This window comes from Arthrobacter alkaliphilus (assembly GCF_021483235.1).
In the GTDB taxonomy this organism is placed as follows: Bacteria; Actinomycetota; Actinomycetes; order Actinomycetales; family Micrococcaceae; genus Arthrobacter; species Arthrobacter alkaliphilus.
Genome location: NZ_JAKEEC010000012.1, coordinates 61,148 through 73,546 on the forward strand (window position 1 = coordinate 61,148; position 12,399 = coordinate 73,546).

Below are 12,399 nucleotides of genomic sequence, written 5' to 3' on the forward strand. Positions count from 1 at the left end.
CGACGTGTCGGGCCGCCGTTGGACCGCTCTAAGTGTTAATGGAGCTGTTACTGGCCGCCCCTGTTGATTCCCAGACCTCTGGCATAGTCTCTCTACATGAGTCACGACGCCTTGGTTGAAGACATCGCTGAGCTGCTCGAAATCTGGGTGGCTGGCTGGTCTGGGTCCCGGAGCTACGAAACGCACAAGGAGGGCCGGTTCCCGGCAGCCCTGCGTGCGGACAAGACCGGCGACTGGGAATTCTTCGCGCACGACCCGTCGGGCGCCGAATTCGCAGCGCTGGCTGCCAAGACCGCCGAGGCGGACACCCGGATCTTGACGATCCTCACGAACGACGCAGGACGCTACACGCAACTGGCTCGCCAGAACGGATTGAACGTCACCTCCGACTCCCAGACGATGATGATTGTGGACATGGGGACCCAGGACGCCGAAGATCCGTGGCTCTCCGATGACGACCTCAAGCTCACGACTTCCGAAAGCAAGGGCGTCCACTACGCCGTGGTCCATGCCGGCGAAGAGGTAGCCGCCAGCGGTCAGGTATTCGTGGTCAAGCAGACCGCGGTGTTCGACAAAATCGTCACCGAGCCCAACTACCAGCGCCGGGGACTGGGCAGCTTCATCATGAAAGCCCTCGCCGCGCAGGCGTTCCAATACGATGTCGAAAGCGGACTCCTCCTGGCTTCCTTGGACGGACAGCATCTCTATTCCCACCTCGGCTGGAAGCATGTGTGCCAGGTGCTCATGATGTCCACCAAGCCTGTCGACGAGACGGACCTGTCTGTCGCGTAGCGGTACTGGGCCTCCGCAGCGGGCCGCCGGCGGCTACCGGCGTCGTCGGCTTCCGGCGCGATGACAGAATGTTCATGTGAACGCAACTGAATCGATGATCTCCCTTCTGGGCAGGAGCCCGGACCCGGAGCAGTTGCGACATGTCCGCACTATTCCGGCCCGCGAAGCAGTCCACAAGGCGTGGCCCGGCTGGGTTCATCCGGATGTTGTTGCCGCTTACGGATCCGTGGGCATCCACGAACCGTACCGGCACCAGATCGAAGCAGCGGAGCTCGCGCATTCCGGCCGAAACGTCGTCATTGCCACCGGGACCGCGTCCGGGAAGTCGCTCGCCTACCAGTTGCCTGCCCTCGATGCGATCCATCGTTCAGAGCTGCGGGTGCTGTCCGAGCCGGGCAAGATCCACGACGACGGTGCGGTCACCCTGTACCTCTCCCCCACCAAAGCTCTCGCGGCGGACCAGCTGGCGGCGATCCGCGCTCTCAAACTGCCGACAGTCCGGGCGGAGACCTACGACGGCGACACCGATCAATCCCAGCGCCGGTGGATCCGTGATCATGCCAACTTCATCCTCGCCAACCCCGACATGCTGCACTTCGGGATCCTGCCCAACCACGCATGGTGGGCCCGCTTCTTCCGCAGGCTGCGCTTTGTGATCGTGGACGAAGCCCACAGCTACCGGGGGGTGTTCGGTTCCCACGTCGCCAACCTCATGCGGAGGCTCCGGCGAATCTGCGCCTACTACGGTGCCGGAACCTCCTTCCCTGAACCGGTGTTCATTGCGGCGTCAGCGACTGCGTCGGACCCCGGCACGTCCTTTGCCCGGCTCATCGGCACCCCCGTCCGCGAAATTTCCGAGGACTGCTCACCGCATGGCTCCACGACGGTGGCATTTTGGGAACCTGCGCTGACCGAGCTGAAGGGCGAAAACGGGGCAAAATCCCGGAGGACCGCCGTGGCCGAGACGGCGGACTTGCTGGCCAACCTGGTGTCCTCCCGTGTGCGGACCATCGCCTTCATCAAGTCGAGGCGCGGCGCAGAAACAATTTCGTCCATCACCAAACGCCTCCTCGACGAAGTGGATCCCAGCCTGCCCCGGCGGGTTGCTGCCTACCGCTCCGGCTATCTGCCCGAGGAGAGGCGGGCCTTGGAAAAGGCTTTGCGTTCCGGTGAGCTGCTTGGAGTCTCAAGCACGTCGGCATTGGAATTGGGTATCGACATTTCCGGGTTGGATGCCGTGCTGGTAGCCGGCTGGCCCGGGACAAGGGCGTCCTTGTTCCAACAGATTGGACGGGCCGGCCGGGCAGGACAAAACGCCGTTGCCGCATTCGTGGCCAGCGACGACCCCCTGGACACGTACCTCGTCAACCATCCGGAGGCGATCTTCGACGTGTCGGTCGAGGCCACCGTCTTCGATCCCGGGAACCCGTATGTGCTCGGACCCCATCTGTGCGCGGCGGCCGCCGAGCTCCCGATCGGTGTGGCGGAACTCGAGCTGTTCGGACCAACATCCGAGTCCCTGCTGAATCAATTGGTGGATCGGGGCTACCTGAGGAAACGGCCTGCAGGCTGGTTCTGGACCCACCCCGAAAGCGCCGCGGCCATGGTAAACCTCCGCGCAGATGGCGGCGGACCTGTAAGCATCGTGGACTCCGAGACCGGCTCCCTCTTGGGCACCATGGACTCTCCACAGACCCACTATCAGGCGCATACGGGCGCGATCTACGTGCACCAAGGCGACAGTTACCTGGTGGAGGAACTGAACGAGGAGGAGCATTGCGTGGTGGTTCGCCGAGCGAATCCGGACTACTACACCACGGCACGGGATGTGACGCAGATCGAGGTCCTGCAGACACTCCGGACCATGGAATGGGGGGACATCGCGGTCCACTTCGGTGAAGTAAAGGTAACAACGCAGGTGGTCTCCTTCCAGCGCAAGGCGCTGATTTCGAATGAGGTTTTGGGGGAAGAACCGCTGGAACTCGGGGCCAGGGATCTCTTCACCAAGGCCGTGTGGTTTGAGGTTCACAACCGTTCGCTGACTGGGGCTGGCCTTATCGAGGCGCAGTTCCCGGGTGCGCTTCACGCTGCCGAGCACGCCGCAATCGGTCTTCTCCCGTTGGTCGCTTCCAGTGACCGTTGGGATATCGGCGGAGTCTCAACCGCGCTCCACGCCGACACGGGAGTTCCCACGATCTTCGTGCACGACGGCCATCCGGGCGGTGCCGGATTTGCCGAGCGCGGCTTCGACAAAGCCAAAGTGTGGTTGACCGCAACACGGGACGCCATCAAAGCGTGCGAGTGTGACACCGGCTGCCCTTCCTGCGTCCAGTCCCCCAAATGCGGCAACAAGAACAATCCGCTGGACAAGGACGCCGCGGTCACGCTGATCGACGTACTCCTGCGGGACGCGACTTAGAACCCTGGTCTTGAACCTTTCCTAGGGTGGCGGGCCTGCCCGGGACCGGCCGGTCGCCGTTCCGAAAACTGCGCCGCGGTCCAGCTCTGTGCGGACTTCCACGATCCCTCCGGCGCGCACCGTGCAAGCCGACAGGGAAGCTCCGTGTCGAGCGGCCGTCTCGCTTGCGACCACGCACGGATCTCCGGTAGCCAGGCCGCGGGCCGCGTCGGCTCCTGCGAGCGCGGCGAGATCTGCGGCGGCCGCTGCGCGGTGGGCCATCGCCATGGCTTGGGCCAGGGTCAACGCCGCAGCCAGGCAGGCCATGACAACGAAACCGAGGGCTACAGCCAGGATGGTTCCCGAGCCGAGTTCCGCAAACCGCCCCGGATCACCGGCGCGGCCGCCACGTACCGCCGTGTTGCGCTCCGCAACCCGAGAGCAGCGTTGGCCGGTGCGGACAGTACCCGCCCTCACGCCGCGACCTCTTCCACAGCGGCTTGGAGCGCTGCCACCGGCATAGCACCTTTGAAATCCACAACCCCATCCCCGACAGCGGGGAAGGACGCGGTGGCGGCCGTCGACGTCGGGGTCTCGACCCTTGCCGATGCCGACGCAGAAAGCCTCCACGGGATCAAAGAACCCAAGGGGCCGACGACCCGGGCGGAGACCGTGACGTTGATCCACTCTCCGTCTTCGTCAACCGCAGCCGAAGCCGCGTCGCCTGCCAGCATCCGGACGATGCCGTCGACCGTTGAAGGGGCATCTCCTCGGGCGAGGGCCCTTGCTCCCGCCTTGGCCGCCCCCTCCACGCGAAGCTGGGTGATTCCTGCGGCCGCTCCTGCCAGAAGGAGGGCCAAAAGGAGCAGGACGGCAGGTAGCGCGACGGCGAATTCGGCGGTGACTGCACCTTTATCCCGCGCAAGGAAGGTCCCTGGCTTTGAACCCCGCTGCCTCGTCATGGCAGGGAGAGAGCGCTGCGAATGAGGTTGAGGAGGAATCCACGTACTTCCTCGCTGCGAAGGATGACCACTAAGAGTCCGGCGAAGCCCACTGCGGCAAGCGTGGCGATGGCATACTCGGCCGTTGCCATCCCGAGTTCGGACCCCATGAGCCGCATCTTCGACTGTTTCGGAGCTGCAGAATCGTCGCCCGGCCGGCCGCGGCGTGCACCGTAATGCAGGTGGGCCGGTAGCCGCGCGGACTTGTTGCCCGGGAACAACTCGAGGACCCTGGCCACCGGTTTGGGAGGGTCTGCCTGGACGGGGGCCAGAGGGGTCGGGGCGGTATGGACGGTTGCGCTCATGTCAGTTCCTTTCTGCGGGGGCCGGCTCGGCTGCCGGCTGTAGTCCGACTCTTCCGTCGGCGTGTGCGCTTCGAAAGGCCCCAACTCTCCTAAGTGGAAAACGCGCTGCCGGGCGGTCCTGTGGAGGGAAACTGGCTTGCGTGGAGGGTGACTCGCTTGAGTCGGCGGACACCCGGGACGCCGCGGGACCGCCAGCTATCCGCCGGGCGGAAGCATGGCCAACAGCACGGGGACCACGCCAAGGCAGATGAAGGCCGGCAAGGAGCACAGACCCAGTGGAATCACGAGTTTCACCCCGAGCGCGGCAGCGCGCTTTTCCGCCTTCCTGAATTGTTCACGCCGCAAGCGGGCTGCCTGGGCATAGAGGATCGCCGAGGAGGGCGCTCCAGTCAGTGCAGCAAAGGCGAGCGAATCCTTGAGTGTGTGGGCTTCGGCGCATTTCCGGCCTGAGCTTCGCCATGCCGTCTCCCAGTCCGTTCCGATATCGAGGGCAGCAACCACCGTTCGCAGGGAGCGGCTAAGCTGCGGGGACGCGCACCCGGCGATCAACTCAAGGGACCGTCCGAGTCCCGCCCCGGAGTCGAGCATGGCGGCTACCAGCTCGAGGATCATGGGCACATTACGCAGGCCTTCCTGCTTATCGGGCTCGGCGAGAATGCCGGCCGCCTCGTCCCGGCCGGTGTTGTTCCGTGGGCCGTGTCTTCCCAACGAGGCGCTGCTTCCCAGTGGGTCGTTTCTTCCCAACGAGGTGCTGCTTCCCAGCGGGTCGTTGATTCCCGGCGGGATGCGGACCGTCCGCAGGATTGAGCGCCGCCGGCTTCGCCCTTGGCAAGCCAGTCCGAAGATCGCTGCGACGAGCAAGACCAGCGTCACCGCGATGGCCGGGAATGCCGGGCCCATCAGTCAATGCCCACCGCGGCGTGCACCAACCGGGCTGACCAGATTCTGCCGGCGACGGTCAGGAGGCACCCAGCCGCGAGCGCCGCCCATCCCAGGCCATTCGCCAACAGGACTCCGAACGGATCCACCCCAAGCATCATGCCCAGCCCTAAGCCGAACACCGGCAGCCACGTCAGAAGGCGCGTGGTGGCTTTCGGACCGGCCAGGGCAGTCTGCCGGGCATCGCCGGCGTCGTCCTCGGCCTCAAGCTGGGCGGCGAACCTCGTGAGTACATCCGCCAGCGGACAGCCGCTAGCCTCCGCAACATCCAGACAGGCGGAAAGTTCTCCCCAGATTCGATGTTCCACGGGATTCCGTCCCCGAAGGCTCTTCGCTGACGAGGTCCTGATGGCTTCGGCGACTGACGTCCCCATCATCGATGCCGCCCGGGCCGCTGCGAGAACCTGAAGGGACCCATCCGACAGCGTAGGTAATCCCGGCGCCTCGCTCCGCGCCTTGCGGTGCCCGGCGTCGAGCGAGGCAGGGCGGTCATCCCTGCTTCCATGCACCATCCAGAGTTCTTCCCAGAGCCGCGACGTCGAACGGCCGCCCCGGAGGAGGGCGGCCAACTGCTGTGCGAGTACGGTGAGCGGCAATGCGTCCGAGCGCGTGCGTCGCCGGGGCCAGCGCGCCCCGGCGCCAGCCGCAGGAGCACGGGGCAGGGTGCGCGTGAGCCGTTTTCCAAGGAGCCGGGACGGTTGGAAGACCACCCACGCCGCGGCCGCCAAGACGAGAATGAGGAACCCGATCATGCGACCGCGCCAAGGCGATCCGGGCTGGAGCCCAGTCCGTGAGGGCCGGGAAGCAGCGCGGGGTCCAGTTCAAGGCGAGCCGCGAGGTCCGTCCACGCGGGACCGGCGACGGCGGCACCCGCCCGCAGTTCGATGGCAGGAATGATCGTTTGGGCGGACGCGTCCCCCGCCAACAATCCGATGCAGGACACTCTCCTGCCTGCCTGCGTCCGCTCGACGTGGACTACCGCGTCCAATGCCGTTGAAAGCTGAAGTTGAACGGCTTCCCTGCTTAAGCCGGCGAGCGCCCCCAAGGCCACGAGCCTGGCCGGGACGGCCGATGCAGCGTTCGCGTGGATGGTTCCGCCGCCACCCGTATGTCCGGTATTGAGTGCAGTCAGCAGCTCACGGACTTCTGCACCACGGCACTCGCCCACAATCAACCGGTCCGGCCGCATCCGCAAGGCCTGCCGGACGAGTTCGCCAAGATCGAGCACGCCACCGCCTTCAAGGTTTCCGTGCCGGGATTCCAGGGAAACCACGTGCGGGTGCACGGGCTTCAGCTCCGAGGCGTCTTCGATGAGGACAAGCCGGTCGTGCGGGCTGCTCAGGCCAAGCATCGTGGAGAGCAATGTGGTCTTTCCGGAACCGGTGGCACCGCTGATCAAGAAGCTCAACCTGTGGTCAACGATGGCATGCAGCACTTGCTGGACGGGTGCCCCGAACATGCCGCCAGCACTGAGCTCGACCATCGAAAAGACCTCTTCGCGCCGAATCCGGACGGACAACAAGGTTCCGGCGGTGGAAATCGGGGGCAGGACCGCGTGCACACGGTATCCGCCGTCGAGGCGGACATCGACGCACGGCGAACCGTCGTCCAAACGGCGCCCACCCGCCGCCACAAGCCGGGAGGCCAAGGCGCGGACTTGGGTTTCGCCGTCGAAGTGCACGTGCGCCCGTTCCAGCCCGTTGCCGCGGTCGAACCACACCGAGTCCGGGCCATTCACGAAGATGTCCGTCACGGAGGCATCCCGGGCGAGCTGCTGGAGAGGTCCAAGTCCGCTCAATTCGGCGCTGATGGATTCGACGGCGGCAAGCGCCCCCGCGGTTCCGAGCAGCCTGCCGGTGGCATGGACAGCCGCCGCCACGCGCGAAGGAGTGACCGGTACAGCCTCGGCCAAGACCCTTTCCCGCACATTTTCAAGGAGCGCGGCGTCCAAGAGCCGCGTGTTTTGTCGACGTTCGCTGCTTGGGAGTCCAGAGGTACTCATACTGCGCCATCATCGAATAGTTGAAGTACCGATTCCGCGAAGCGACGCACGGCCTTGCGCTTGCCGAATTCCAAAAGGCGTCCGAGCTCAGCCGCCGCGGCGGTGCCGCGGAGTTCGGGAAACAAGCCATGAAGGGGCAGTCCCAGCGATTCCGCGATGAGCGGTCCGTCCAGGGCAGAACCGGCATTTCCGCGGACCACCAAGGCTGTGTCCACGGGCGGCAGCTCCTGGAGAAGCCTGGCGGCCGCGACGGCGGCACGGAGTTGCGCCGGTGCCAAGAGAAGGATCCGGTCACAGTCCCAGGCGAAGCTGGTCAGCGATTCGGTTCCGCGGCCGATGTCGATGATGATCAACTCAAATCCCCGCCTCGCGGCGTCAAGGACGGCAGCGATGGCCCCAGGCTCCACGTCCCTGGGGCGGTCGCGGCTGCCCGGCCAAGACAGGAAGGTGAATCCTCCGGCTGCGGGCAACGAGTCACTGAGCTGCCCGGTGCCGATGCTGCCGCTGGCGCCCGCAAGATCGGGCCAGCGCAGCCCTGGAGTATCTTCAGCCGCCAGGCAAAGCTCAAGGCCACCGCCGCGCGGATCGCCATCGACAAGCAGGGTCCGGACTCCGCGGGCGGCCGCTTCCTGCGCCAGCCAGACCGCAGCCGTGGACGCCCCTGCACCGCCGCATCCTCCTGTCACGCCGAGCACAAGCCCTCCGGTGTCCGGATCACGCGAGGCACCGAGGTATTCAGCCAGCCAAGCCGCCGCTTCCGGCAAGACGGCCACACGTTCGGCCCCGAGCGCCGCTCCCAAATGCCACAACGAGTCTCCTGAACCGCTGAGGCCCAGCAAGACGGAAGGCGCACGACGGCGGGGCGGACGCTCGCGGATATCGCTCCCAAGCAACACCGTCCCGGCGGTCTCCCACACGGGAAGCGCAGCCGACAGGTCCACGACCGTCCGGAGACTGGCCCCCACGGCGGCCGCGATCCGTTCGGTTTCGGCTTGCAACGTGGCGTTCCCCGTCACGAGAAGGACTTCGCTTGAACTGGAAGGAAGCCACGGTTCGCCGGAGTCCCTGCCGCCCGCCGTCGCGGGCCGTCGACCGGATCTTCCGGCAGGTTGGTGGTTCCGCTCGAGATGTTGCCCGCTCATGAACCCACTCTTTCCCTTTCACCGCGAGCATTGAAGGCCCGCATCGGCGTATGTGGACAAAGCAGCACAACCATCCCTGTGGAGGATGAGTGCAGGGCTCCACGGAATCTCAGGGCAGAATTGACAGCATGTACCTGCTGCTCGCCGCCCATCCCGACGGCGCAGCCATTCAGGAAGTCAACGCCGCCGGAGCAGCCGTGGCGGAGCCTCGCGTCGTACGGGCGGCGGATCTCACCGGCGTCGTAAGCGTGTTGGAGAAGAGCCGTCCGCGCTGGGTCTGGAACCGGACGCAGGACTGGTACCCGGAGATGCTTCAGGCCGGAGTGGAACTCGAGCGTTGCCACGACCTCACTCTCTGCCGCGCCATCCTGGTCCATTCCGAGTTCACGGCCCACACTGACTATGCCCGCAACGCGGAGAAGCTCACGCAAGATGACGAAATCCAGGCTCCGCCGCGGGTGCTCCAGCCGCCCCCGCCACCGGCCGAGCAGGGTGCGCTGTTCGACGACGTGCTGCCCCGCAGCATACAGCCCGGGCTGGACGAGATCCGGGCCGAGTTCGCAGCCCAGCAAAATGCGCTCGGCCAGGCTTCCAAGGAAGAAGGCCGGCAGCACCGGCTGAAGCTGCTGCTGGCCGCGGAATCCGCCGGCGCCATGATCGCCGCCGAAATGCAGTTCACCGGGGTGCCATGGCAGGAGGCGCTGCATGAAGAAATCCTGGAGGGCCACCTGGGCCCCAGGCCACCCGCCGGCCACCGGCCACCCAGGCTCGAAGCGCTCTGTACCGAGCTCCGGGCGATTCTCCACTCTCCAAAGTTGAATCCGGATTCGCCCCAGGACCTCATGCGCGCACTGCATCGGAACGGGATCGAGGTGAAAACCACCCGCCAGTGGGAACTCAAGGAATCGAAGCATCCGGCCATCGGGCCGCTGCTGGAGTACAAGAAGCTCTCCCGTTTGTTCGCTGCGAACGGCTGGTCCTGGCTGGACGCTTGGGTGAGTGAAGGGCGCTTCCGCCCCGAATACGTGGTGGGGGGTGTGGTTTCCGGACGTTGGGCGTCCCGGGGAGGCGGTGCGTTGCAGATCCCGCGCCAGGTCCGCGGCGCGGTACATGCCGACCCGGGGCACAAACTGATCGTTGCGGACGCTTCCCAACTCGAGCCCCGGGTGCTGGTGGCGCTGGCGCAGGACTCGAAGATGGCCGAAGCTGCCCGGGACAAGGACTTGTATGCCGGCATCGCCGCGCAAGGCTTCGGCGGCGACCGTTCCAAGGCCAAGATCGCCTTGCTCGGCGCGATCTACGGCGCCACCACGGGCGAATCCGGCCGCCTCATGCCACAGCTGACCCGGACCTATCCCCGTGCGGTCGGCTTCGTCGAAGAGGCGGCCCGCGCCGGCGAAAGCGGCCGCACCGTGACCTCAAGGCTGGGACGCAGCAGCCCGCCGCCGTCCGAACGCTGGATCCGCAGCCAACAATCCACGACGGCGGAAGAACAGCGGCGCGCGGACAGCATCGCCCGCTCGCGCGGCCGTTTCACGCGGAACTTTGTGGTGCAAGGTTCCGCGGCGGACTGGGCGTCGTGCTGGCTTGCCGAACTCCGACGGCGGCTGCGCACGGCACGTGCCGACGGCCGGCCCTCCGGGGAACTCGTCTTCTTCCTTCACGACGAAGTCATGGTCCACGCACCAACGGAGTCGGTTGACGCTTGCATCAATGCCATCGAAGAGGCCGCGTCCGCGGCAAAGGAACTCCTGTTCGGGCGGATTCCGGTGGAATTTCCGGTGAGTGTCGCCGTCGTCGATTCTTACGACCAGGCGAAGTAAACAGCGAGATTGCCCGCGCACTGATCTTTTGAAGCCCGGAACCCTAACCGCGGGCGGGCCCGAAAGCGAGTCATATGGCGGAAACGAACCCGGAATGACCCGGGCAGGTCATGTACCCCAAAGTCAGGTCATGTACCCCAAAGTAACTTCAATTCTCCGGTTCAGTCTGAATAGTCTCGCCATGTGGTGTTCGACGGGAGGAACGCCACAGTGCAGAGATGCACTCACTGGAAGTCACTGTGCAACGCAGCATTCAAGGGGGAACAGCGACGATGGCTGGACGATTCGAAATTCTCAAGGACGGCGAAGATGGCTACCGCTTTCGGTTGACGGCAGCCGATGGAACCCCGGTGGCGGAATCGCCGCGGTTCAAAGACCTGAAGGCGGTAGTTGCGGGCATCAACGCCGTACGTGAAAACGCCGCCACGGGAATCGTCGTGGATCAGTCAAAAACAGTCCGTTGCGCCGCATAGCATTGACCGGCGCAGCGGGCGGAGCTCCCGCGGGCGGCACGCCTACAGCCAGAGGCTAGATCTCGATCTCAATCAGGCGGTCCTGGTCCCAAGGAACGGTCCAGCCCAAAGCGTCGAACAAACCACTGAGCACCATCCCGGTGAAACCCCAGACCACCAGCCCGTTGACCCGGAAGACCGGACTCGAGAAGGTCCGGCCCATCCGCGTGAGCGTCCCGGTGTAGCGATTGTCTGGATCGAGGAGATCACGCACCGGCACGCGGAAAACCTGCGCTGACTCGGCGTAGTCCACCACCCTCACGGGCGACGGCGACGCCCACCACGCCAAGACCGGCGTGACCACAAAATTGCTGCGGACCAGGCCCAGTTCCGGCATGACACCCAGCACTTGGACACCATCGATGTCCAGGCCTGTCTCCTCCACCGCTTCCCTGAGGGCTGCGGCGACAGCTGATTCGTCCCCGGGATCGACGCTGCCGCCGGGGAACGCCACCTGCCCGGGATGGTCGTCCAGGGTGTGGGCGCGTTCCAGAAGCAACACGTCCAAATCCGCCGGTGCCACCGGTTTCCCGGATTGCGCAGGGACATCGTCCAGGACCCCGAAGAGCATGAGCACGGCCGCTTTCCGCGCCTTGTCCGGATCGACGGCTGCCGCGGCGATCCGCGGATCCGGGCCGGGATGCAGGCCCGAATCGACCCTGGTGATGAGGCTGACGAGATCCTCAAGCGCGGTCATGCCGGTCTCCTTTGCGATTCCATCCGGATCTCCGCCGCCCGATGGGTCTCTGCAAGCAATTTTTCGAGGAGCGCTTCGTTGCCCGGGGCCAGTTCGTATTTGAGCAACTTTGCCGCCTTGACCGGGTCCTTTTCGCCCTCACCGTAACTCGGGCACCACGTGGCCACCGCGCAAGCTCCGCAAGCCGGCCGGCGGGCATGGCAAACCCTGCGCCCGTGGAAAACCACGCGGTGGGACAGCATGGTCCAATCCTTCGGCTCGAACAGCTCGGCGACGTCGAACTCGATCTTCACCGGGTCCTCGGACGTCGTCCACCCAAACCTTCGCGCGAGCCTGCCGAAGTGAGTGTCCACGGTAATTCCCGGGATACCGAATGCGTTGCCGAGCACCACATTCGCCGTTTTCCGCCCGACGCCGGGAAGTGTCACCAGATCTTCAAGCCGGCCTGGGACCTCGCCGTCGAACTCGTCCACCAAGCGCGTGCTGAGTGCCAGGACGTTCTTTGCCTTGGCACGGAAGAAACCGGTGGGCTGGAGGATCGCCTCCAGCTCGGCAAGCTCGGCCTCGGCCATGCTCCGGGCATCCGGATAGCGCGCGAACAGGACCTTGGTGACCTGGTTTACCAGGACGTCCGTGGTCTGGGCGGACAGCACAGTGGCCACGATCAGCTCGAACGGGTTCCGGAAATCAAGCTCGGCGTGGGCGTAGGGATAGAGCTCGGCGAGCACTTTGTTGATTTTGCGCGCACGCCGCTTCAAAGCCAGCGGGGTTTCGACGACGGTGTCCAC

At 65.4% G+C, this 12,399-nt stretch carries 13 protein-coding genes; 4 read left to right on the forward strand and 9 right to left on the reverse strand.

Annotated elements, in window-relative coordinates; genetic code table 11:
- The first annotated feature begins 96 nt into the window (after window positions 1-96).
- Together L0B83_RS10410 and sftH are read left to right on the forward strand one after the other, a co-directional pair.
- Window positions 97-792, forward strand: a complete 696-nt coding sequence (locus tag L0B83_RS10410) for a GNAT family N-acetyltransferase (protein WP_234758339.1) — start codon at window positions 97-99, stop codon at window positions 790-792.
- A 94-nt stretch (window positions 793-886) separates the two neighbouring features.
- On the forward strand, window positions 887-3,211 hold the full coding sequence (gene sftH, locus L0B83_RS10415) for a DEAD/DEAH box helicase (protein ID WP_268820784.1): 2,325 nt from the start codon (window positions 887-889) through the stop codon (window positions 3,209-3,211).
- A 21-nt stretch (window positions 3,212-3,232) separates the two neighbouring features.
- On the opposite strand, the gene L0B83_RS10420 is transcribed toward sftH, so the two are convergent.
- From L0B83_RS10420 to ssd, 7 genes are all read right to left on the reverse strand, one after another.
- Window positions 3,233-3,667: an Rv3654c family TadE-like protein gene (locus L0B83_RS10420; protein WP_234758341.1), complete on the reverse strand. Its 435-nt coding sequence runs from the start codon at window positions 3,665-3,667 to the stop codon at window positions 3,233-3,235.
- Window positions 3,664-4,152 carry a TadE family type IV pilus minor pilin gene (locus tag L0B83_RS10425; RefSeq protein WP_234758342.1) on the reverse strand — a complete coding sequence of 163 codons (489 nt, stop codon included), beginning with the start codon at window positions 4,150-4,152 and terminating at the stop codon, window positions 3,664-3,666. The genes L0B83_RS10420 and L0B83_RS10425 overlap by 4 nt, the downstream gene beginning before the upstream one ends.
- Complete coding sequence (locus L0B83_RS10430; RefSeq protein ID WP_234758343.1) at window positions 4,149-4,496, reverse strand: DUF4244 domain-containing protein; 348 nt, start codon at window positions 4,494-4,496, stop codon at window positions 4,149-4,151. Before L0B83_RS10430 ends, L0B83_RS10425 begins: the two co-directional genes overlap by 4 nt.
- A gap of 195 nt (window positions 4,497-4,691) precedes the next feature.
- Complete coding sequence (locus L0B83_RS10435) at window positions 4,692-5,396, reverse strand: type II secretion system F family protein (RefSeq protein WP_234758344.1); 705 nt, start codon at window positions 5,394-5,396, stop codon at window positions 4,692-4,694.
- Complete coding sequence (locus L0B83_RS10440) at window positions 5,396-6,187, reverse strand: type II secretion system F family protein (RefSeq protein ID WP_234758345.1); 792 nt, start codon at window positions 6,185-6,187, stop codon at window positions 5,396-5,398. Before L0B83_RS10440 ends, L0B83_RS10435 begins: the two co-directional genes overlap by 1 nt.
- Window positions 6,184-7,437 (reverse strand): TadA family conjugal transfer-associated ATPase, encoded by a 1,254-nt coding sequence (locus L0B83_RS10445; RefSeq protein ID WP_234758346.1) that lies wholly within the window; start codon window positions 7,435-7,437, stop codon window positions 6,184-6,186. Before L0B83_RS10445 ends, L0B83_RS10440 begins: the two co-directional genes overlap by 4 nt.
- A complete protein-coding gene (ssd, locus tag L0B83_RS10450; RefSeq protein ID WP_234758347.1) occupies window positions 7,434-8,579 on the reverse strand; it encodes a septum site-determining protein Ssd in 1,146 nt (381 codons plus the stop codon). Before ssd ends, L0B83_RS10445 begins: the two co-directional genes overlap by 4 nt.
- Before the next feature lie 128 nt (window positions 8,580-8,707).
- Between ssd and L0B83_RS10455 the strand changes: the two genes are divergently transcribed.
- Together L0B83_RS10455 and L0B83_RS10460 are read left to right on the forward strand one after the other, a co-directional pair.
- Complete coding sequence (locus tag L0B83_RS10455) at window positions 8,708-10,402, forward strand: bifunctional 3'-5' exonuclease/DNA polymerase (RefSeq protein WP_234758348.1); 1,695 nt, start codon at window positions 8,708-8,710, stop codon at window positions 10,400-10,402.
- Between the two features lie 272 nt (window positions 10,403-10,674).
- A complete protein-coding gene (locus tag L0B83_RS10460; RefSeq protein WP_234758349.1) occupies window positions 10,675-10,875 on the forward strand; it encodes a YegP family protein in 201 nt (66 codons plus the stop codon).
- Window positions 10,876-10,930: 55 nt separating this feature from the next.
- Here L0B83_RS10460 and L0B83_RS10465 read toward each other — a convergent pair whose 3' ends face one another.
- Together L0B83_RS10465 and nth are read right to left on the reverse strand one after the other, a co-directional pair.
- Window positions 10,931-11,611 (reverse strand): NUDIX hydrolase, encoded by a 681-nt coding sequence (locus L0B83_RS10465; protein WP_234758350.1) that lies wholly within the window; start codon window positions 11,609-11,611, stop codon window positions 10,931-10,933.
- The gene (gene nth, locus L0B83_RS10470; RefSeq protein ID WP_234758351.1) at window positions 11,608-12,399 is read right to left on the reverse strand and encodes an endonuclease III; all 792 of its coding nucleotides are present in this window, start codon (window positions 12,397-12,399) and stop codon (window positions 11,608-11,610) included. The genes L0B83_RS10465 and nth overlap by 4 nt, the downstream gene beginning before the upstream one ends.

Bases quoted from the DNA above. Each gene is read 5' to 3' on its own strand.
- L0B83_RS10410 (WP_234758339.1), top strand. From the start codon at position 97: ATGAGTCACGACGCCTTGGTTGAAGACATCGCTGAGCTGCTCGAAATC.
- sftH (WP_268820784.1), top strand. From the start codon at position 887: ATGATCTCCCTTCTGGGCAGGAGCCCGGACCCGGAGCAGTTGCGACAT.
- L0B83_RS10425 (WP_234758342.1), bottom strand. From the start codon at position 4,152: ATGACGAGGCAGCGGGGTTCAAAGCCAGGGACCTTCCTTGCGCGGGAT.
- L0B83_RS10430 (WP_234758343.1), bottom strand. From the start codon at position 4,496: ATGAGCGCAACCGTCCATACCGCCCCGACCCCTCTGGCCCCCGTCCAG.
- L0B83_RS10435 (WP_234758344.1), bottom strand. From the start codon at position 5,396: ATGGGCCCGGCATTCCCGGCCATCGCGGTGACGCTGGTCTTGCTCGTC.
- L0B83_RS10440 (WP_234758345.1), bottom strand. From the start codon at position 6,187: ATGATCGGGTTCCTCATTCTCGTCTTGGCGGCCGCGGCGTGGGTGGTC.
- L0B83_RS10445 (WP_234758346.1), bottom strand. From the start codon at position 7,437: ATGAGTACCTCTGGACTCCCAAGCAGCGAACGTCGACAAAACACGCGG.
- ssd (WP_234758347.1), bottom strand. From the start codon at position 8,579: ATGAGCGGGCAACATCTCGAGCGGAACCACCAACCTGCCGGAAGATCC.
- L0B83_RS10455 (WP_234758348.1), top strand. From the start codon at position 8,708: ATGTACCTGCTGCTCGCCGCCCATCCCGACGGCGCAGCCATTCAGGAA.
- L0B83_RS10460 (WP_234758349.1), top strand. From the start codon at position 10,675: ATGGCTGGACGATTCGAAATTCTCAAGGACGGCGAAGATGGCTACCGC.
- L0B83_RS10465 (WP_234758350.1), bottom strand. From the start codon at position 11,611: ATGACCGCGCTTGAGGATCTCGTCAGCCTCATCACCAGGGTCGATTCG.